Source organism: Streptomyces sp. NPDC059166, from assembly GCF_042755185.1.
GTDB lineage: Bacteria > Actinomycetota > Actinomycetes > Streptomycetales > Streptomycetaceae > Streptomyces.
Window position 1 is genome coordinate 61902 of sequence record NZ_JBHZCI010000035.1, and the last position, 19963, is coordinate 81864.

The following is a 19963-nucleotide window of genomic DNA, read 5'->3' on the forward strand; positions in this document are numbered from 1 at the left end:
GAAACATGTCCAGCACTCCCCCCGAACCGTGCCGGCCGCGCGCCGCACTCGCCATGGGGGCCGACGCCGCAGCCGCGGTGCTCACCCCCGACTCGCTCGCCGCACTGGCAGGGGTGTGCGACCTCGCTCCGCTGCCGGCCATCGGCGACTTCACGACGGATCGGGCCCGTGCCGTGCTCGCGGACACGGAGCTCCTGGTGACCGGCTGGGGGTGCCCGCCCGTCGACGCGGAGGTGCTGGCCTCGGCCCCGGCGCTGCGCGCGATCGTGCACACGGCCGGTTCCGTACGCGGCCATGTCACCGATGCCTGCTGGGAGCGGGGCGTCGAGGTGTCCTCGGCCGCGGCGGCCAACGCCCTGCCGGTCGCGGAGTACACCCTGGCGATGATCCTGCTCTCCGGCAAGCGGGTCCTGGAGCGGGCGGGAGCGTTCCGTTCGGTCCGGCTGCGCGACGACTGGCTCGCGCAGCCCCCGGACGTCGGCAACTACCGTCGCACGGTCGGCATCCTGTCGGCCTCGCTGATCGGCCGCCGGGTGATCGAACTCCTGCGCCCGTACGATCTGCGGGTCCTGCTCCACGATCCGTACGTCACGGACGAGGAGGCCGAGGCGCTGGGCGTGCGGCCGGTGACACTGAGCGGCCTCTTCGAGCAGAGTGACGTCGTCAGTGTGCACACCCCGCTGCTGCCGGCCACCACCGGGCTGGTCAGCCGTGAGCTGCTGGCCTCGATGCGGGCCGACGCCGTGCTCATCAACACCTCCCGCGGTGCGGTCGTCGACCAGGACGCCCTCACCGACGTCCTGCGGACGGGCCGGATCCGGGCGGTGCTCGATGTCACCGATCCCGACCCTCTCCCGCCCGGACACCCCCTGTGGGACTGCGGGAACGCGCTCATCACACCGCATCTCGCGGGTTCCCAGGGCAACGAACTGCGCCGGCTGACCGATCTCGCCGCCGGTGAGATCGCACGCTGGGCCGCGGGCGACGGCTTCGCCCATCCCGTACGACGCGAAAGGCTGGCATTCCTCGCATGACCTCCTTCCCCCTGGACCTTCCGCCCGAGGACCGCGTCACGAGCCCGTACACCGGCTGGACCCGCGCCCACTGGGAGGCGGTGGCGGACGGTCTGCTGGGCGCCGCCTGGAAGTGGTCCACCCCCGGCCGTGCCCTGCTCGACCTGCCCGGCCGCCCCTCCGGCTCCGGTGTGCGCTCCGACGGGCTGGAGGGCTACGCCCGGACGTTCCTGACGGCCGCCTTCCGGGTCGCGGGCGCCGGGGGCAAGGACCCGCACAACTGGCTGGAGCGGTATGCCGACGGGCTGAGCGCCGGTACCCGGACGGCCGGGCGGGACGACACCGAGTCGTGGCCGCTGATCCAGGACCACACCGTGTTCGGCCAGCCGATGGTGGAGTCGGCCTCGGTGGCGATCGGGCTGCGGCTGACACGCCCATGGCTGTGGGACCGGCTCGACGCGGCGGCCCAGGACCGGGCGGAGGAGTGGCTGCGGGGTGCGCTGCGGCACACTCCGGCACCCAACAACTGGTACCTCTTCCCCTTCTCCGTGGCGGGGTTCCTGGAGTCGGTGGGCCGTGGCGACTCGGAGACGGCGCGCGCACGGCAGCGCGCTCTCGACCTGCTGGAGGGCTGGTACCGCGGCGACGGCTGGTACGCCGACGGTGACGGGCGCGCGTTCGACCACTACAACGGCTGGGCGCTGCACCTGTATCCGGTGCTGGACGCCCATCTGTCGGGTGACGCGGAACTCTCCGCGCACCATGGGGCCCGGCTGCGGGAACATCTGGAGAGCTTCGGCCTGATGTTCGGGGCGGACGGCGCCCCGCTGCACTTCGGACGCTCCCTCACCTACCGTTTCGCGGCGGGCGCGGCGGTCGGTATGGGCGCGGTGTCCGGGCACACCCCCTTGTCCCCCGGCGCGTCACGGCGGCTGGTCAGCGGTTCGCTCCGCTACTTCCTGGACCGAGGCGCGGCCGGGGACGACGGCCTGCTCAGCCTGGGCTGGCACGGACCTCACGACGCCACCCTCCAGATGTACTCCGGGCCCGCGTCTCCGTACTGGGCTTCCAAGGCCTTCGTCGCGCTGCTGGCCCCGGCGGAGCATCCCCTGTGGACGGACACGGAGGAGCCTGCGCCCAGCGAGGGACCGGACCGCGTGCTGTCGCTTCCCGCGCCGGGCCTGCTGGTCCAGTCGACCCGGGCGGACGGCATCGTGCGGCTGCACAACCACGGAAGCGACCATGTCCGGCCGCACGAGGCCGAGAAGGCGGACGTCTCGGATCCGCTCTACGCCCGCCTCGCCTATTCGACGGCGAGTGGCCCGACCGCCTCGGGGAACACCGCGGACAACCACGTGTCGGTGGCGGTCGGCGGCTCGCGCAGCGCCCGTGTCCGGATCCGCCCGCTGGGAGCGGGGCACGGGGAGGACTGGGGCTGGGCCGCCTCCTGGCATGTGCCGGTCTTCGCCGAGGGCGCTCCGACCGTGCCGGGCCTCCGGGTGGAGAGCGTGACCGTGGTCCGGGGCAGGTACGAACTCCGGGTGCACCGGGTCCTGGGCGCTCCGGCCGGTGCCCGTGCCGAGCAGACCGGATGGGCGACCGACCCCCGCGGCGCGGTGCGTTCCTCGTTGCAGGGGCTGTACGGCTGGGAGGAGCCGGAGGAGGTCCGCGCCCCGCAGGGCACCGCGTACACCCGTTGGGCGGTGCTGCCCCGGCTCGGTGCCGACGTGGAGGGGACGCAGCTGCTGGTGGCGTTGGCCTCACTGACGGCGGAACCCGCCTCCGGGCCCCTCGCTGCGGCGGTGAGCGGGGTGAACGTCGACGGGGACACCGCCGAGGTCGCCTGGGCCGAGGACGGTGCGCTCACCCGCGTCTCGTTCGCGCCGCTGGCGGTCACGCACGGCCGGTGACTCCGCTCGGCGGCCCTTCCACCGCCGCGCCCTCGGGCACCGGGCGCTGGATCGGCCGGGCCGTGCTCGGGGCGTCGCACGGGCGAACCCGGTTCCCGGCACGTTCACACCGGTGGCATGTGTGCCCCCGGCGCGCCGGCCGCGTGGACCGCTCAGGGCAGTCCCGGCGGCGCCCGGTGCCGTCTCCGGCGGGTGCCCGCCGGAGACGGTGTCCCTCCGGATCAGGCGTCGGTCCGGATCACCACGACGAGGTCGCGTGGCCCGTGGACGCCTTCCACCCGTTCGAGCTCGATGTCGGACGTGGCGGAGGGGCCGCTGATGAGCGTCGTCGGCCGCCGGGGTTCGAGCCGGGCCACCGCCTCGGGGACGCCGACCACGACGGTCGAGAGGTCGACGACGCACACATGCAGGTCGGGTACCAGGGACAGTGCCCGCCGGCCCTGGTCGGGTGATCCGTCCAGGAAGATCGTGCCGGTCTCGGCGCAGCTGACGGCGGAGCCGGTCACCACACCGTCGAGGGTGCCGAGACTCGGTGCCGGGATGTCCGCCGAGTCCCGCTGGACCTCGCCGTCGTAGCCTCCGAGCCACTGCTCGTCCAGTCCGTCCGGCACACCGATCCGCCGGGCCTCCCGGTCCCGGAGTATCCCCCCGATCACCTCGGCGGTGCGGTCACTCGTGCAGGGGTGGACCTGCGCCTTGTAGTCGACCAGCCGGTCGGTCAGGAGCGCCAGCCGTTCGGCGTCGGGCAGCGTCCGCCCCGTCCGGTACGCGCGGGGAACCGCGGCCACGGGGCCCGGCGCCAGGGCGAGGGCGTCCCGGATTCTGCCGAGCACCGTGTCCCGCGCGGTGGGGGTGGTGGTCACTGGTCCTCCTCCGTTTCCCGGGAGACACGACGGGCGCCCTCCTCGGTTGCCGACCGCATGACCGCCGCGCCCTCGGCCGAAGCGAGCCAGGCGCGGAAGGTCTGCTTCGGCGGGACGGCGGTGTCCCGGCTGTCGCTCCAGCCGTCGAACGGGGCGGGCAGGCGCGGAAGTCGTCCGTCCCTTCCCACGGCCCGTCCGAGGCCGGCCGCCTTCTGTGCCGCCGTGTAGAGTCCCGGCTTCCTCATGACGCCGGCGGCCGCCTTCATGGCCAGCTTCTCCGCCGTCGTGCCGGACCGTTCGGTGTGCTGGTGGCGCAGCTCGACCAGCATCGAGGGGATGTCGATCTTCACCGGGCAGGCGTCGAAGCAGGCTCCGCAGAGGCTGGAGGCGTACGGGAGCGAGCTGTTGGGGTCGTCCTTCGCCGCGTGCATCCCGGCGAGCTGCGGGGTGAGGACGGCGCCGATCGGGCCCGGATACGTCGATCCGTAGGCGTGGCCGCCGGCCCGTTCGTACACCGGGCAGACGTTGAGGCAGGCCGAGCAGCGGATGCAGTTGAGCGCCTCGCGGCCGACGGTGTCCGCCAGGGCGGCGGTGCGTCCGTTGTCGAGGAGGATCAGATGGACGTTCTGCGGCCCGTCACCCGGCGTCACTCCCGTCCACATCGAGGTGTACGGGTTCATCCTCTCGCCGGTGGAGGAGCGCGGCAGCAACTGGAGGAAGATCTCCAGGTCCTGATAGCGCGGCAGGACCTTCTCGATGCCCATCACGGTGATCAGGGTGTCCGGCAGGGTCAGGCACATCCGGCCGTTGCCCTCCGACTCCACGACGGCGAGGGTGCCCGTCTCCGCGATGCCGAAGTTGGCTCCGGAGACCGCCACCCTGGTCGTCATGAACTTCTCGCGCAGATAGGCGCGGGCGGCTGCCGCGAGATGCGCGGGCACGTTGTCGAGGTCGGGGTCGACGCCCGGGATGTGGTCGAGGAAGATCTGCCGGATCTCGTCGCGGTTGCGGTGGATGGCGGGAACCAGGATGTGCGAGGGCTTGTCGTCCGCCAACTGGACGATGAGCTCGGCGAGGTCGGTCTCGTACGGGGTGATGCCCGCCGCTTCGAGATGCTCGTTGAGGCCGATCTCCTGGGTGGCCATGGACTTGACCTTGATGACCTCGCTGCTGCCGGTCTGCCGGATCAGCCGGGTGACGATCTCGTTGGCCTCGACGCCGTCGCGCGCCCAGTGGACGGTGCCTCCGTGCTCCGTGACCTTCCGCTCCAGCTGTTCGAGGAGCTCGGGCAGCCGGTTCATCGTGTCGGTCTTCACCGCCGAGCCGGCGTCACGCAGCGCCTCCCAGTCCGGCAGCTCGCCCGTGACGTTGAGGCGCTTGGACCGGATGGTGCGCGTCGCCCGGCCGAGGTTGCGGCGCAGTTGGTCGTTGCGGAGCTCGTCGTGCGCGGCCGCGGGGAACTTCCGGTCGCCGCGCAGATTTCCCGTTCCGTACGGGGAACGGGGCGGGGCGGCCGGCATGCCGAGGAACGTACTCATCGGGCGGCCTCCATCAGGGAGTAGGGCGCGGTTCGCGTGGAACCCAGGATCTGGGCGAGGTGGAGGGTGCGCGTACCGGACCGGATACGGGAGAGTCCGCCGCCGATGTGCATCAGGCAGGAGGAGTCCCCGGCAGCGCACACATCTGCCTTGGTGTCGGCGATGTGGCGCATCTTGTCCTGGAGCATCGCGGTGGAGGTGTCGGCGTTCTTGAGGGCGAACGTGCCGCCGAAGCCGCAGCAGGAATCGGCCTCGGGGAGTTCGACCAGATCGATCTCCTCCACCGCGCGCAGCAGCCGCAGTGGCTTGTCGCCGACCTTGAGCATCCGCAGCGAGTGGCAGGTGGGGTGATAGGTGACCCGGTGCGGGAAGTAGGCGCCGACCTGGGTGACGCCCAGGACGTCGACGAGGAGCTCGGAGAGTTCGTAGGTCTTCGCCTTCACGGTCGCGACTCCGGAACGCAGCGCGGCATCGCCGTAGCGCTCGGCGACGATCTCGTGCTGGTGCCGGACGGATCCGGCGCACGAGCCGGAGGGCATGACGACCGCGTCGATCGAGGCGTCACCGAACTGCTCGGCGAAGTTGCGCACCAGGGGAACGGGCTCGCGCTGGTAACCGGTGTTCACGTGCATCTGCCCGCAGCACGTCTGCCCCGGCGGGAAGACGACCTCGTGTCCCAGGCGGGCGAGCAGCACCGCCGTGGATTTCACCGCCTCCGGGAAGAGCGTGTCTCCCAGGCAGGTGGCGAAGAGTCCGATGCGCATGGGACCTCCTCGATCTTTATGGTCCGACCATACTAGCCTCGGTCCTCATCGGGAAGCGTGGCGACGGGATGTTCCCGCCGGGCGCGGAGGCGGACGGCGGGACGAGTTGCGAGGGGCGGGGGGCGGGGGGCGCGTGGGCACCCCCGACCCGGTCCGCCGGCGGCACGGTTCGGGAGCGCGGACGTCAGCAGCCCGGATCGGATGCCGTCTCCGTGCGGTGGACGGTGTCCGGCCGGCCCGCACCGGAACCGGCTACGCGCTCCCGGACAGCAGCCCGGTGTCGATGACCTCTGCGGCAAAGACGGCGCCGCGGCTGTTCTGGTGGATGTGGTCGTAGGTCCTCGGCGACAGGCCCGTCTCACCGCGAAACCGCTCGGTGAGGTGTCGATGCCTCCGGGTCCGGTGACACCCCCCGGATCGTGAACAACAAGGGGCAAGTCATGCCGGACCCGGAGGCCGGCGGCCCCGTTGCAGCACCGCGAAACAGATGACGGGGGGCGTAGCGGCGATCGGGACGCCGGTAGCCGGTCAGCAAGGGCACGCCGCGTTCGACGGCCCGACTACCTCTCGGCGGTCTCGGCGGTCTCGGCCGTCTCGGCCGTCTCGGCCGTCTCGGCCGTCTCGGCCGTCTCGGCGACCAGGGTGCCGTGAAGCCCTCGGATGTGCAGCTCGACAAGGTCCGCCGCTTCCCCGCCCCGGCCCTCGCGGACCAGGCGGAGCAGCCGCTCGTGCTGCGCGTTGAGCGCGGCCGCCGTCGTAGGCCAGTCCTCGGTGTCCTCGAGCGCGCGCAGGATCAGCGGGCGGACCGATTCCCGTACCGCGGAGGTGAGCGTGGAGGTGAGCGCGTTGCCCGAGCTTCCGGCGATGAGGACGTGGAAGCGGGTGTCGAGGTCGTTGAATTCGGCCACGCCCACGTCCGTCTCCGCCATCCGCCGGACCAGCTCGCCCGCCTCGTCGAGGTCTTCGGCCCGGGCATGGCGCGCGGCCGCGTCCCAGCTCGAGCGCTCGAGCACGACCCGCGCCTCGAGCACGTCGTGCAGGCTGTAGCTGCCGAGCGCGAAGTGGAGCCGCAGCAGCCGCCCCAGCGCGTCGTCGGGGTTGCGCACGATGCGCGCCCCGGAATCCGGGCCACGGCCTGGCTGGGCCACCAGGACGCCGATGGTCTCCAGGACCCTGAGTGCCTCGCGGAGCGCCGACCTGCTGACGCCCAGGACCGGCGCGAGTTCGCGCTCGGGCGGGAGGCGGTCGCCCGCCTTGAGCTCACCGGCGAAGACCCGCTCCTCGATGCTCTGGAGCACCAGTTCGTGCGTGCGGGACTGCCGTACGGGTTGCCACTCGACGGGCATCGGCTACTCCCTGCTCCGGGCGGTACACATGCGCCGACTATGTCACACAGGCCATGTGGTCGGACCAAAGAGCCGAGGCTTGACCGAAGAACGGAGCCTTCGGGACACTTCGGGCATGCGGCGGGCGCGGCGGCCGGGGAGTGACCGCGACCACCCTGTGCGTTTCATACGATTCTCACCCGGTGCGCTTACGGTGCTCCCGTGACGCAGACGACTCCGCCCGGCTGGCATCCAGACCCCGGGCACTCAGGGACCGGCCCCGTTCAGGAACGCTGGTGGGACGGCGGTCGATGGACCGACGAGCTCCGGATACCCCCCGCGGTGATCCGGCGCCGGCGCATACGCATCGGCGCGGGAATCGCCGCCGGTGTCATCGTCCTCGCCGCCGTCGGGGGCGGCGGCTACGCGCTCGGCACCCGTTCGGACGACGCCACCGCCTCGGCCCCCTCGGACACCCCCCGCTTCCCGGACTCCCCCGGCGGAGGAGACCGGAGCGAGGGCGGGCAGGGAGAACGCGGTCAGGGCGACGGAGGGCAAGGTGAGGGCGGCCAGGGCGACGGAGGCCAGGGCGGCGGACAGATGCCCGAGACCGAGGACGGGTACGCCACCGACGCGGCCAGTGGCATCAGCATTCCCGTCCCCGACGGCTGGACCGGCCAGTCGGGCCCGGTCGGCGCCGGAGTGACGACCGGCGAGTACGCGTGCCCCGGGGACACCGGCGAGAAGTGCGTACGCGGAGGCGTGTTCTCCGCACCGGCGCAGGCCTTGAAGAACAAGGCGACCACCGCGAAGGCCGCCGCCGAGGGCGACATCAAGGCCAACGCCGAGGAGTCCTACGGCGAGAAGATCTACGGCGGGATCACCTCCCACGAGGTGCTCAAGTCCGAAGCCGTCACGGTCGCCGGGCAGAAGGGCTACGCGGTGCGCTGGAAGGTGGTGACGAAGAACGGCGACGACGGCTACGTGGAATCGCTCGCCTTCCCCTCCCCCAACATCAAGAACATGCTGGTGGTGATCCGGTCAGGCTTCGACGTCAACGCCAAGGCACCGAAGCTCTCCGTGCTCGACGACATCACCGGGGGCATCAAGAAGGCGGAGGGCCTGGGCGCCTCCTCCGGGTCCGGCAGGACCGCCTGACGTTCAGCGAAAGCCATGAGGCCGCATCGGACCTTCCGATGCGGCCTCCGCTCGTTTCTGCCGACTCCACCACCGCCGACCTGGGCTGACGGCCCGTCGCACGCCCCTGCCGCACGAGCAGTCGGCGCCCGGGTGCAACCGATGTATTACGAAAACAGTCTTCGACCATCGAGAGGCCGTTCACTTCTCAGGACACCCATCGCCCGACCACGTCCCACAGAGGTCCATTTCCATGTCACTCTCCCCCCACCGTGCCGTCCGCACCACCGCCGTCGTACTGGGCACGGCCGGACTGATCGCTCTGGGCTCCGCACCCAGCGCGTTCGCCGACCGGAACGCACCGGATCTCGCCCTGGGCGGCATCGCGCCCGTCGGTGGAGTGAAGCCGGGCAGTACGTTCGACCGGCCGGTCGTCGTGGCGAACAACGGCACCGCGAGCGCCGACAAGGTCTGGGTGCAGTACTCGGTCACCCGTGGCCTGGACTACGCCGACGTTCCCTCCAACTGCCGGACGCACGCTGTGCCTTCGTACGACGAGATGACGGCCAAGTCGAACGTGGTGTGCGCGTTCGACCAGGAGCTGGAGCCGGGCAGGGCCTACACACCCGAGACTCCGCTGGCCGTCAAGGCACTGGGCAACGCCCTCAACGACGTACTGCGGGTGAGCGTCTGGGACATCGATCCGCCACTGGACGACGCCGCCACCCCTCCGGTGGCCGGAACGGCCCCGGCGGTACAGCTGGTGGAAAGCCACGCAGGCGGCGAGGCCACCGAGGAGGCGGTGGACGTGCCCGTCTCGTCGGTCAACACGGCGGACTGGCAGGTCCAGGGCGCCGACCTCACGGGCAGCGTGGGCGATGTGGTGACCCTGAAGGTGAAGTTCACCAACGCGGGCCCCGCCTGGGTGCTGACGGACGAGGGGGACCCCGTTCGCCAGGTCCTGATCACGCCTCCCGCCGGAACGTCGGTCGTCAAGGGCGACGGATTCTGCGACGCCGAGGACGGGACGTACGTCTGCGGCACCGCCCAGCGGTGGGTCGACGAGGGAGAGGGAGGCCTCTACACCTTCCAGCTGAAGATCGACGAGCGGGTGCCCGGCGCCAAGGGCTCGGTGGCGCTGGCACCCCATGAGCGGCCCTTCGACCCGGAGAAGGACAACGACAAGGCCGACATCACCCTGGACGTGAAGGACTCCGGTTCGACCGGCGGGACGAGCCACGACGGCTCGGGCTCCGGCTCGGGCTCCGGCTCGGCCGGCGGTAACCAGCCGGGCGCACAGGGCGGCGGCGAACTCGCCGACACCGGCGCCTCGTCGACCGCCGTGGGCACCGCCGCAGCGGCCATGATCGCGGCCGGCGGGGTCCTCCTCGTCAGGCGTCGACGCGGTACCCGCGCCCAGGTCTGACGGGTCGCCTCCGGCGACGCGGGTCCCGACGGCCGCGGTCCGGCGGCCCCTCGCGGCCCGGCCGTCCCGCCGCGCGCCGCCCGTGCACGGGGAACCGGCGCCCGTGCATGAGGGACCGGCACGACCCGCGCCGCCTGCGCATGAGGAGACCGCCGGTACTGCCCGTACCGGCGGTCTCCTCATGGGCGCGGGTCCCGGGCCGGGCACCGCGCCGGCTCACTGCTCGCGGGGCACCCGGGTGGCCGTGTCGAGGTAGAACGAGTCGATGCTCTGCACGGCCTTCTCGAACTCGTCGAGGTTGACGGGCTTGGTCACGTACGCGTTGGCGTGCCTGCCGTACGCACCGGCGATGTCCTCGGGCGCGGACGAGGTGGTGAGGACCACGACGGGGATGCTCTGCAGGTTCTCGTCGGTCTTGAGGATCTGCAGCAGGTCCCGCCCGTTCATCCGGGGCATGTTGAGGTCCAGGACGATGAGGTCGGGACGCACACTGCCGGGAGCACGCAGGTGCTCCAGCGCCGCGACCCCGTCGGCGACCTGCACCAGGTTGCGCGTACCTCTCTCCGAAAGAGCCTCCTCGATGAGCATGGCGTCGGCCATGTCGTCCTCGACCAGCAGAACGTCGTAAGGACGGGCGGGTGCGGTCATCATCGGGTGCTCCGTTGGCTTGTCTTGAGAGTGGTCGAAAAGTCCGGGCCAGCGCTTACGGGCGCCCTGCCGGGTGATACCGCAGGCGTCACCGAGCTGCGGATACCCCGCACCCGCCCTCGCGGCGTCGGCGGCCGCCCTCAGCTGAAGGCGTTCCGCGGTCAGCCGCACCTGGTCGAGCACGTGGAGCAGCGCGAGGCCCTCCGTGGGATCGGGTCCCTGGGCCACGTCCTCTCGCGGCGCGACCCGCAGGTCGAGGAGACGCCGGGTGAGACGGTCGGCGAGATCCGTGACCGCCGCGTCCATGAGCGTCACCGAGTCCTGCGAGGTCGTCATCGATGCGAAGTGCGCGAAGTTCCTGCCCGGCATACCCGGCACTCTAGGCGCCCGGGACGGGGCTCGACAACAAGGGTTGTCTCCGTACCTCTAAAGTATGCACACTGCACCCCGATGTGGGGGAGTCGTGAAGGCAGCCGAAGGGATACGAGATGACTGGCGAAGCGGGGGTGCCACGCCCGCGCGGTCTCTCCACGTGGACGACCCGGCAATGGCTTCGCTCGGGGGTGGCGGCATCCCTGGTGGTGCTCACGCTCCTCGGGCTGACCGGTGGATGGGTCCTGGGACGGACCGCCACGATCAGCGAGGAACTGGTGGACGTGAAGTCCCCCGCCCTGACGACCTCGATCCGCCTGGAATCGGCCCTGCTCGACCAGGAGACCGGGATCCGCGGCTACGGACTCACGGGGAACGAGGAGTTCCTGGTCCCCTACCGGCAGGGCCTCCAGGACCAGAAGACGTACACCGCCGAGCTGGCGCGACTGCTCGACGGTGAAGCCCCGGGTTCCGCGGCCGTCGAGAGGACCACGCGGAACTGGCAGGAGCGGATAGCCGACCCGGTCGCCGCCTCCCCGGCCGGTGCCGCCTCCCCCCTGGCCGCCGCCCGGGCCGCCGAGGGCAAGGCAGCGTTCGACGACGTCCGCGAGGCGCTGGCCGAACAGCAGGAGCAGCTCCGGGCGGACCGCGTCGAGGCGCGCACGGACCTGCTGGCCACCTACGACCTGCGGAACTGGGTCTTCTCGGCGATCGCCCTGGTCATCCTGGTCCTTGCCGGGCTGGTCTTCGAGGGCATGCGCCGGGGCATCACCACCCCCCTGGAGAAGCTGGGCGCGGACGCACGCAGGGTGGCGGACGGCGACTTCTCCCACACCATCCTGCCGAGCGGTCCCGCCGACGTGCGACGCCTCGGTACCGAGATCGAGTCGATGCGGCAACGGCTCCTGCGTGAGCTGGCCTTCACCGAACAGGCACGGTTGCTGCTCGACGCGCAGGCCGCCGACCTCAAGCGGTCGAACACCGAACTGGAGCAGTTCGCGTACGTGGCCTCCCACGACCTCCAGGAGCCGCTGCGGAAGGTGTCGAGCTTCACCCAGCTCCTCCAGCGGCGTTACGGCGGAGCGCTCGACGCCCGCGCGGACCAGTACATCGACTTCGCCGTCGACGGCGCGAACCGCATGCAGACGCTCATCAACGACCTGCTCGACTTCTCCCGGGTGGGCCGGGTCCACCACACCCACCAGGATCTCGACCTCGACGCGGTCCTGAAGAGCACCCTGTCGTCGCTCAGCATGAGCGTCGAGGAGTCGGGCGCCGTGATCACCCACGACCCGCTGCCGACTCTGGTGGCGGACCCGACCCAGATGGGGATGCTCTGGCAGAACCTCATCGGCAACGCGGTGAAGTTCCGCCGCCCCGACGAGGCCCCGGTGATCCACGTCTCCGCGGAGCGGGACGGCGAGCTGTGGCGCTTCGCGGTCACGGACAACGGCATCGGCATCGCTCCGGAGTACGCCGAGAAGGTGTTCGTGATCTTCCAGCGTCTCCACACCAAGGACGCGTACAGCGGCAGTGGCATCGGCCTGGCGATGTGCAAGAAGATCGTCGAGTTCCACGGCGGCACCATCGAGATCGACTCCACGTACACAGCGGGCGCCCGCATCGTCTTCACCCTCGCCACGGTTCCTCCGGAGAACGCCGGACTGCCGGCGGACGCCGCGTCGCCCGGCGCGTCCCCGGAGCCGGAGACGGAGTCCGGGACCGGGACCGGGCAGCACAGGCTGGAGCGGACTTCGTGAGACCGTCACCGCAGGACGATCCCCTGTACCGGATCGTGCTGATCGAGGACGACGCGGCCGACGCGCTCCTCGTCGAGGAGTTGCTGTACGACACGGGTCTGCGTTTCGCCCTGACCACGGTCAGGACCCTGGCCGAGGCCCGTGTCGAACTGCCGGCCCGGGAGGCCGACTGCATCCTCCTGGACCTGCACCTCCCGGACCTGACCGGGACGTCCGGGGTCACGGCGATCCGCCGGCTCGCCCCGCACACCGCGGTGATCGTCCTGACCGGCATGTCGGAGACGCAGGCCGGCCCCGACGCCATGGCGGCGGGAGCCCAGGACTACCTCGTCAAGGGGAACGTCGACGCGGACCTGCTGGGCCGCACCGTGCGTTACGCCGTCTACCGCAGCCAGACCGAACGTGCGAGCGCCGAGGCGCAGGCCACGCGGCTGCGCGCCGAGGAGAACGCCCGGCTGGAGCGCGGGCTGCTCCCCCGGCCGATGCTCGCGACGAGCACGGTCACCGTCACCACCCGCTACCTGCCCGGGCGGGACCAGGCCCTGCTCGGCGGGGACTTCCTCGATGTCGTCGAGGGTGACGACGGGCTGCTCCACGCGGTGGTGGGCGACGTCAGCGGACACGGCCCCGACGCCGCGGCCCTCGGTGTCTTCCTGCGCATAGCGTGGCGGTCCCTGGTCCTCGGCGGCCACCGGGGCACGGATCTTCTGCACCTGCTCGAACGCATCCTCATCGCGGAACGCGGCACCCGGTCCATGTTCGCCACCTGCGCCCTCCTCTCCCTGGACCGGGCGGCGGGAACCGTCGTCGTACACCTCGCCGGGCATGACGTGCCCCTGCTCACCACCGCGACCGGAACGGAGGCGACGGACGCGGCTCACGGCATCGCCCTCGGGATCGCGCCGGAGCTCCGCTTCTGGCCGGAGAGTGTGATCAGGCTCCCGCCCACCGGTGCCCTGACCCTCTTCACGGACGGCCTCACCGAGGGGCACAGCGGGACGGAGGACGGCGAACGCCTGGGGGTGGACGGGCTGCTCACTCTCATCGAGAGGCTGCCCGTCTCGGACCCCGGCGCCCACCTCGACCTCCTGATAAAGGAGACCCGTGCCCTGAACGCCGGCCGTCACACCGACGACCTCGCCGTGCTGCGTCTGGACTGGCACACGCCGGAGACGTCCGGCTGAACGGCACGCCCCGGCCGTAGCCGGCCGGCGCGAGCGGGGCAGGAACGGCTCAGCGCGCGGGAACGTGCCGCACCTGCTGCAGAGCGGACAGCGCTTCGTCCAGCCCCGCGGGCCTCAGCAGCCCCGGCGTGGCAGGTCCCGCCCACCCCGGCCCCAGGGTCAGCACCACAGGGCGCCTGCGCGCTCCGCGGACACCCCACTCCATGGAGGCCACATGTCTGGCCAGGGGTCTGCTCGCGGTCGTACGCGACTGGGCCCAGAGCCCGACCGCCGCGGGTCCCGTTCTGCGTACGGCCTCGATGAGCGGCTCCACGGGCATGGAGGCGCCGAAGTTCCGGAAGGGCACGCCGCGCTCCGCCAGGGCGGCGGCGAGCACCTCCAGCGGCAGCGTGTGGTCCTCGCCCGGGACGCAGGCGAGCAGGGCGGTGACACCCTTCGGTCCGGGAGGAGCGGGCGGGGCCGCTCTCCTGAGTGCGCCGACGACGTGCCACGACAAGAGGTGCTCGACCTCGACGTACCGCTCCCCCGAGGTGTCCCACTTGCGTCCGACCGACTGCAGCGACGGCATGATCACCTCGGTCCAGGCGGAGACCAGTCCGTGGTCGGCGATCACGGCGTCCAGCAGCTCGTCGATCGCTCCGGAGTCGAGCCGCAGAGCGGCGCGGGCCAGCCCCCGGCACTCCGGTCGCACCTGATCGGGCCGGTCACCGGTCGGGGACCGGTCCGGGGCTCCGGGAGCCGGCGAGGGGCCGGAGGGATCCGAGGGCCACGGAGGCCCGGCGGAGGGGCCCGGGGCCTCCCGCGCCGCCTCGGCCGCCTGGGCGGGCGGCAGACCGGTGGCCGTCAGCGCGCACATGTGCTCCAGGCGTGCCAGGTCCGGCGCTGTCCATCGCCGGTGTTCGCCGGCCCTGCGCCGGACAGGGCCGAGGCCGTACCTCCGGTCCCAGGAGCGCACGGTGGTCGCGGCGACCCCGAGCCGCCTGGCGACCTCGCCCGTCGTCAGGCCTCCGCCGTGCCGCCCCGCAGCCTCAGGGAAAACCATACTTTTCACCATACGACGCACAAACGAGGCATGTTGCCTCGCGTCACCCGCCCGTCGAAGACTGAGGCGCACGGGAGCCGCCGGTCCCGGCGACGCCTCCCCACCCGCTGCTCGATGATCTCCCCGCCAGGAGCACGAGACGATGCACACGACCGAGACTCCCACCGGACGCACCGCTCCCGTCGGCGAGATCATGTCGGACGAAGACGAGTTGGCACGTTCCTTCGCCGCCTTCGACGAGCGGGCCTTCGCCGTGGTCCACAGCCGTTGGCGTCCACTCGTCCACGCCATGGCGGCGCGGGCGCTCGGCGACGCGCAGGAGGCCGAGGACGTGACCCAGCAGGTCTTCCTGGCGGCCTGGCTCGGCCGCGGGCGCTTCCGCCCTGAACAGGGTGCTCTCGGTGCCTGGATATCGGGCATCGCTCATCGAAAGACCGCCGACGCCCTCGCGGCCAGGGCGAGGCGGGCACGCCTCGTGGAGGCGGCAGGCCGCACACTCGCCGTGGCTCCCGCCCCCCGGACGGGCGGCGTCCCGGACGGCGCGCTCGACCGCGTGGTCCTCTCCGGCGAGCTGGTGCGCCTGCCCCGCCCGCAGCGTCAGGTGCTCCGCCTGGCCTTCTACGAGGACCTCACACACGTCCAGATCGCGGAACGCACGGGCATCCCCCTCGGCACGGTCAAGAGCCATGCGCGCCGCGGGCTGCACCGGCTGCGCGACCGGATCGGATCCGGTGGCCTCGCGGCCTGAGCGCCGTAGCGGCACGGCCGGCCGTAGCGCCGTAGCGGCACGGCCGGCCGGATCACGGCAGCCGGCGAGGGCGGCCCGGTGAGCGGGGCAGGGACAGGACCGGGGTATGCGGAGTACGCGTGACCGCATCCTCCGCCGATCTCGTACGGTTGACGGTGACGTGAGAGATTCCCGCGCCCAGCCCGAGCGATCCGACCGGTCTTCCGGCGGCACCGATGCCGTCCAGGACGGCCTCTTCGGCGTCGCGGATCTCCACGTCGGCGGGGGCGGCGGCCCCGGCGGCCCTCCCGGAGCGGCCGGCCCGTTCTTCCGGGATTCCGTGGAGGCGCGTCGACTCCTTTCGGTGCGCGAGATCCACGCGGAGCCCGCAGCTGCGGCCTCACCGCGCGGGCAGCAGATCCTCGCCCGCTTCCCCGACGCCGAGGTGATCCCGGTCGACTCCCACTGGCTCGTCCCCGAGCTGCACGGGAACCGGGGCAACGCCGAGCGGTGGGTCAGGATCAAGAGCACCGTCCTGGTGCTCGGCGAGAAGAAGACACTCACCGTCAGGGCGAACGGCCGGTCGGCGAACTGGATCGCCCCCGGGGCCTCCAACGGGTGCGCGATGGCCTGCGCCTACTGCTACGTCCCCCGGCGCAAGGGCTACGCCAACCCGGTCACCGTGTTCACCAACATGGACGGCATTCTGACCCGGCTCGCCCGGCACATCGCGGCCCAGGGGCCCAAGAAGGAGCCGGATCAGTGCGATCCGCGGGCCTGGGTCTACGACATCGGGGAGAACGGCGACTGCTCCGTCGACGCCCTGATCAGCGACAACACCGCGGACCTGGTGCACGCCTTCTCGGCCTGGCCCGGCGCCAAGGCGTCGTTCGCGACCAAGTTCGTCAACCCGGACCTCCTGCTGCTCCAGCCGCGCGGGCGCACCCGCGTACGGTTCTCGCTGATGCCACCGGACGACTCACGTCTGCTGGACATCCGCACGAGCCCCGTCGAGAAGCGGATCGCCGCCGCCGCGGACTTCGTGGAGGCCGGATACGAGGTGCATTTCAACCTCTCCCCCGTGGTCGTGCGCCCCGGCTGGAAGGAGGCGTGGGGGCAGCTGCTCCAGCACATGGACGAGGTCCTGCCGCAGGCCGTCAAACGCCAGGCGGCCGCCGAGGTCATCATGCTGACGCACAATCAGGATCTGCACGACGTCAACCTCCTGTGGCACCCTCGCGCCGAGGAGGCCGTCTGGCGCCCGGAACTCCAGGAACCGAAGCTCTCGCAGAACGGCAGCTGGAACGTGCGCTACCGGGGCGCCGTCAAGGCGGCGTCGGTGGAGACCGTCCGCCGCCTCGTGGCCGAGAACGCCCCCTGGCTGCCCATCAGATACGCCTTCTGAGACGGCCCGCCCAGGCGGGGACCACGGCTCAGGACGCGGGCATCAGCACCGTGTCGACGAGCTGGACGGTCGCGTTCTCCGTCTCCAGGTCACCGCAGACGATCTTCGCCGAGTCGTTCACCGTGAAGTTCTCGCCCGATCCGGAGGTCGTGATCTCACCGCCCTGGAGTGTCTTGAAGGTGCCGTTCGGCAGTTGGTCGACGGTCACCTTCTCGCCCACCACGTGGTAGTTGAGCAGACTCTTCAACTGCTCCTCGTCGTTGAGGATCTTGTCGAGATCGGCCTTCGGGATCTTCTCGAAGGCGTCGTTCGTGGGCGCGAAGACCGTGATGTTCTCAGCCTTGTTCAGCGTGTCGACGAGACCGGCCTTCTGCACCGCGCTGACCAGCGTGGACAGTTCGGGGTTGTTGGCTGCCGCGGTGGCGACCGGATCGTCCGCCATGCCGGAGGCGCTCCCCTCGCCGTCGGCGGGCAGCGAGGAGCACGCGGGGCCGAACGGCTCCGCGGCCGAGCCGGCCTGTGCGGCGGGTGCGGCGGCGACGAGTCCGAGAGGTACCAGCAGCGCTCCGGCTCCGGCGACGGCGAGTCCCTTGAGACGGCTGTTGACGGCGGTCATGACCTTCACCTCTGATCTGAGTGGCGGCGGGCTCCTTGCACGGCCCGCCACACCCCTTACTTCGCTCCCCGCCCGCTCCCTGGATGCAGGTGGTCGGAGGCGAACCGGCCTACGCGCTCCGGGCGACGCACCCGCCCCCGCGCCCCGGACACCCGACGACCGCGCCCGCCTCGCCCGGTCGACGCACAATCGATGCGACAGGCGGCGGGGGCCCTCCCGGAGAATCGTGGGTGGTCCGGGCGTGGTCCGGTGCCCCGCCCGGTTCCGGAGCATTCGCGCTCCGATCACCTCCGGTCGGGAGAGAACGATGATCGTCAAGAAACTGCACGAGAGCGGTCTGACCAGTGAGCACGTCTACACCGCCGCCTTCGCCTCCATCGGCCTCTCCTTCGTCTCGTGGCTGGGCTCTGTGAAGCTGGAGCAGCAGGGGTACGCCCGCGCCGACCGCTGGGGCATCTTCATCGGCGAGTGGGCCCCGACCTTCTTCGGTCTCGGTCTGGCGCTGAGCCGCTACGAGGAGAGGGACGCGCGCGAGGGGGCGGAATCGGTCTCGTAGGGCCTGCGCCCCGCGGCGATCGGCACACGCCGCTCCGCCGGACTCCCGGTCACCACCGGCCGGCACCGACGAGGACGCCGACCCCCCTGAGGTGAGGCGGCCGGCGGTGCGCCGTCCTCACGCGACGCGGTCTTGTGCCGGCAAGCGCACCCGGGGAGCATGTGCCCCGGGGGTGGGTGCCTGTGCACGACGGACCGCGTGACTCACTCGACGTGGGCGACGCCTCGCCGGTGATCCCGTCCCCACGGGCCTACTGGGAGCCGCACTGGGCGAGCGGCCGCCGCTACCGTGGGATCGACGGCCGCGAGGAGACGCTGCTCGCCGAACACCTCGGCCCCGGCCACGGCCGGCCCGCTCTGGACATCGGCTGCGGTGACGGCGCTCTCGCACGCCATCTGCACCACCGGATGGGTTACCGCGCCACAGGCGTCGACTGCGCCCCGAGCGCTGTCGTCCTGGCCTCCGGACAGGACTCCCGCCCCGGCACGAACCCCGTCTGGCGGTGCACCGACTTCGGTGCGGACGACCTTGCCTCCCTGCCGCACCCGGCCTACGCGGTCATCACCTGCCGGCTGGTCTACCGATGGGTGGAACCCAAGCCGCAGTTCCTCGACCGCGTACGCCGGCTGCTCGCACCCGGCGGCTGCTTCTGGGTCGTCACCGAGATCGAGGGCCGCCGGGAGCGGACCGACCCGCTCCACCACCTCGGGATCACAGCCTCGGAGGCCGAGATCCTGACCGCCGGCTGGTCGGCCGTCCGGACCGCCGAACTCGACGTACTGCGCTGCTACGCACTGAAGCCCTGAGACCCGTCGGAATCCGTTCCTCCTGGGAGAAGCCGTGACCGCATCACCGGCGAACCAACAGGCCTGGACCCTCTACGGACAGAGGCAGCTGGACCACGGCTACACACCGCCGGTCCCCGACCGGATCGACTGGGGGTTCGGCGGCGGCCACGGCGCCGAGGCGCTCGGCCCCGTCCACGGCAAGCGCGTGCTGGACATCGGCTCCGGGCCGGGCCATCACGCCGTCCACCTGGCCCGGGCGCACGGCGCCCTCGTCGACGGTGTCGACCTGTCCCCCACCCAGCACCGCCGCGCGATGCAGGCCCACAGCGACGAGCCGGGGGTCCGCTTCTTCCACTCGGACGTCGCGGAGCACCTTCGGAAGTCCCAGCCGTACGACGCCGCCTACAGCGTCCGCAGCGTCGCCTGCATCGACCCGTCGGATCTGCTTCCGGCCCTTCGGCACGGTCTCACGGCGAACGCGCCGCTCGTCTTCAGCGCCCTGCACACCGACAGCGACGGTGTCGGCCCCTCCGACTCTGTCTCCGCCCGCGAGCTGCCGGTCCGGCTCCGGGACGACGAGCCCATTCCCGTACGGATGTGGGTGCTCGCACCAGGGCTGTGGGAGGAGCTCCTGAGTGGCCACGGCTTCACCGTGGAAGCCGTGGATCTCCTTCCGGCGCCGGGAGACGACAACCCGGCGGTGCTGCAGCTGGTACGGGCGCGCCGGGTACGGACCGGCCACCCGCCCCCTGTTCTGAACAGCACCGGGAAATGAGAGAGGGGGGCGCCCGGGGGCGGCCGGGCGGGCCGCCCGCCCCCCCCCACGCCCCCCCCCCCCCCCCGGGGCGGAATCAAAAAAAAAGGGGGCGGCCGGAGGGGGGGGGGTGGT

The 19963-nt window shown here is 71.7% G+C and carries 18 protein-coding genes and 1 pseudogene; 11 read left to right on the forward strand and 8 right to left on the reverse strand.

Annotated elements, in window-relative coordinates:
* The first annotated feature begins 5 nt into the window (after positions 1-5).
* On the forward strand, positions 6-1034 hold the full coding sequence (locus ACFXOA_RS24420) for a hydroxyacid dehydrogenase (protein ID WP_385032392.1): 1029 nt from the start codon (positions 6-8) through the stop codon (positions 1032-1034).
* Positions 1031-2923 carry a DUF2264 domain-containing protein gene (locus ACFXOA_RS24425; RefSeq protein ID WP_385032395.1) on the forward strand — a complete coding sequence of 631 codons (1893 nt, stop codon included), beginning with the start codon at positions 1031-1033 and terminating at the stop codon, positions 2921-2923. Before ACFXOA_RS24420 ends, ACFXOA_RS24425 begins: the two co-directional genes overlap by 4 nt.
* 221 nt (positions 2924-3144) lie before the next feature.
* On the opposite strand, the gene ACFXOA_RS24430 is transcribed toward ACFXOA_RS24425, so the two are convergent.
* The 5 genes and pseudogenes from ACFXOA_RS24430 to ACFXOA_RS24450 all read right to left on the reverse strand — a co-directional run bounded on the left by ACFXOA_RS24430 (position 3145) and on the right by ACFXOA_RS24450 (position 7434).
* Positions 3145-3786, reverse strand: coding sequence for a lactate utilization protein C (locus ACFXOA_RS24430; RefSeq protein ID WP_385032398.1), 642 nt, complete (start codon positions 3784-3786; stop codon positions 3145-3147).
* Positions 3783-5324, reverse strand: coding sequence for a lactate utilization protein B (locus ACFXOA_RS24435; RefSeq protein WP_385032401.1), 1542 nt, complete (start codon positions 5322-5324; stop codon positions 3783-3785). The genes ACFXOA_RS24430 and ACFXOA_RS24435 overlap by 4 nt, the downstream gene beginning before the upstream one ends.
* A complete protein-coding gene (locus ACFXOA_RS24440; protein ID WP_385032404.1) occupies positions 5321-6088 on the reverse strand; it encodes a (Fe-S)-binding protein in 768 nt (255 codons plus the stop codon). The genes ACFXOA_RS24435 and ACFXOA_RS24440 overlap by 4 nt, the downstream gene beginning before the upstream one ends.
* Before the next feature lie 252 nt (positions 6089-6340).
* Positions 6341-6427 (reverse strand): annotated as a pseudogene (locus tag ACFXOA_RS24445) (SGNH/GDSL hydrolase family protein); the annotation flags it as partial.
* 221 nt (positions 6428-6648) lie between these two features.
* A complete protein-coding gene (locus ACFXOA_RS24450) occupies positions 6649-7434 on the reverse strand; it encodes a FadR/GntR family transcriptional regulator (protein WP_385032407.1) in 786 nt (261 codons plus the stop codon).
* Between the two features lie 201 nt (positions 7435-7635).
* On the opposite strand from ACFXOA_RS24450, the gene ACFXOA_RS24455 reads away from it, so the two are divergent.
* Together ACFXOA_RS24455 and ACFXOA_RS24460 are read left to right on the forward strand one after the other, a co-directional pair.
* Entirely contained in the window at positions 7636-8571 is a 936-nt protein-coding gene (locus ACFXOA_RS24455; RefSeq protein WP_385032410.1) for a DUF2510 domain-containing protein, read from the forward strand.
* A 232-nt stretch (positions 8572-8803) separates the two neighbouring features.
* Positions 8804-9976 carry an LPXTG cell wall anchor domain-containing protein gene (locus ACFXOA_RS24460; RefSeq protein ID WP_385032413.1) on the forward strand — a complete coding sequence of 391 codons (1173 nt, stop codon included), beginning with the start codon at positions 8804-8806 and terminating at the stop codon, positions 9974-9976.
* Between the two features lie 216 nt (positions 9977-10192).
* Here the strand turns inward: ACFXOA_RS24460 and ACFXOA_RS24465 are convergent, their stop codons facing one another.
* Positions 10193-10993 carry a response regulator gene (locus ACFXOA_RS24465; RefSeq protein WP_385032416.1) on the reverse strand — a complete coding sequence of 267 codons (801 nt, stop codon included), beginning with the start codon at positions 10991-10993 and terminating at the stop codon, positions 10193-10195.
* 119 nt (positions 10994-11112) lie between these two features.
* Between ACFXOA_RS24465 and ACFXOA_RS24470 the strand changes: the two genes are divergently transcribed.
* The gene (locus ACFXOA_RS24470; protein ID WP_385032419.1) at positions 11113-12756 is read left to right on the forward strand and encodes an ATP-binding protein; all 1644 of its coding nucleotides are present in this window, start codon (positions 11113-11115) and stop codon (positions 12754-12756) included.
* On the forward strand, positions 12753-13940 hold the full coding sequence (locus ACFXOA_RS24475) for a PP2C family protein-serine/threonine phosphatase (RefSeq protein ID WP_385032421.1): 1188 nt from the start codon (positions 12753-12755) through the stop codon (positions 13938-13940). The genes ACFXOA_RS24470 and ACFXOA_RS24475 overlap by 4 nt, the downstream gene beginning before the upstream one ends.
* 49 nt (positions 13941-13989) lie before the next feature.
* Here ACFXOA_RS24475 and ACFXOA_RS24480 read toward each other — a convergent pair whose 3' ends face one another.
* Entirely contained in the window at positions 13990-14982 is a 993-nt protein-coding gene (locus ACFXOA_RS24480; protein WP_385032424.1) for a MerR family transcriptional regulator, read from the reverse strand.
* Positions 14983-15124: 142 nt separating this feature from the next.
* Between ACFXOA_RS24480 and ACFXOA_RS24485 the strand changes: the two genes are divergently transcribed.
* The gene (locus tag ACFXOA_RS24485; protein WP_385032427.1) at positions 15125-15730 is read left to right on the forward strand and encodes an RNA polymerase sigma factor; all 606 of its coding nucleotides are present in this window, start codon (positions 15125-15127) and stop codon (positions 15728-15730) included.
* A 160-nt stretch (positions 15731-15890) separates the two neighbouring features.
* Complete coding sequence (locus tag ACFXOA_RS24490) at positions 15891-17114, forward strand: spore photoproduct lyase family protein (RefSeq protein ID WP_385032430.1); 1224 nt, start codon at positions 15891-15893, stop codon at positions 17112-17114.
* 28 nt (positions 17115-17142) lie between these two features.
* On the opposite strand, the gene ACFXOA_RS24495 is transcribed toward ACFXOA_RS24490, so the two are convergent.
* A complete protein-coding gene (locus ACFXOA_RS24495) occupies positions 17143-17730 on the reverse strand; it encodes a fasciclin domain-containing protein (RefSeq protein ID WP_385032433.1) in 588 nt (195 codons plus the stop codon).
* Positions 17731-18037: 307 nt separating this feature from the next.
* Here ACFXOA_RS24495 and ACFXOA_RS24500 point away from each other — a divergent pair, with 307 nt between their 5' ends.
* From ACFXOA_RS24500 to ACFXOA_RS24510, 3 genes are all read left to right on the forward strand, one after another.
* Complete coding sequence (locus ACFXOA_RS24500; RefSeq protein ID WP_385032436.1) at positions 18038-18286, forward strand: hypothetical protein; 249 nt, start codon at positions 18038-18040, stop codon at positions 18284-18286.
* A 182-nt stretch (positions 18287-18468) separates the two neighbouring features.
* Positions 18469-19092, forward strand: a complete 624-nt coding sequence (locus ACFXOA_RS24505; protein ID WP_385032439.1) for a class I SAM-dependent methyltransferase — start codon at positions 18469-18471, stop codon at positions 19090-19092.
* Positions 19093-19126: 34 nt separating this feature from the next.
* Positions 19127-19849: an SAM-dependent methyltransferase gene (locus ACFXOA_RS24510; protein WP_385032442.1), complete on the forward strand. Its 723-nt coding sequence runs from the start codon at positions 19127-19129 to the stop codon at positions 19847-19849.
* Positions 19850-19963 lie beyond the last annotated feature (114 nt).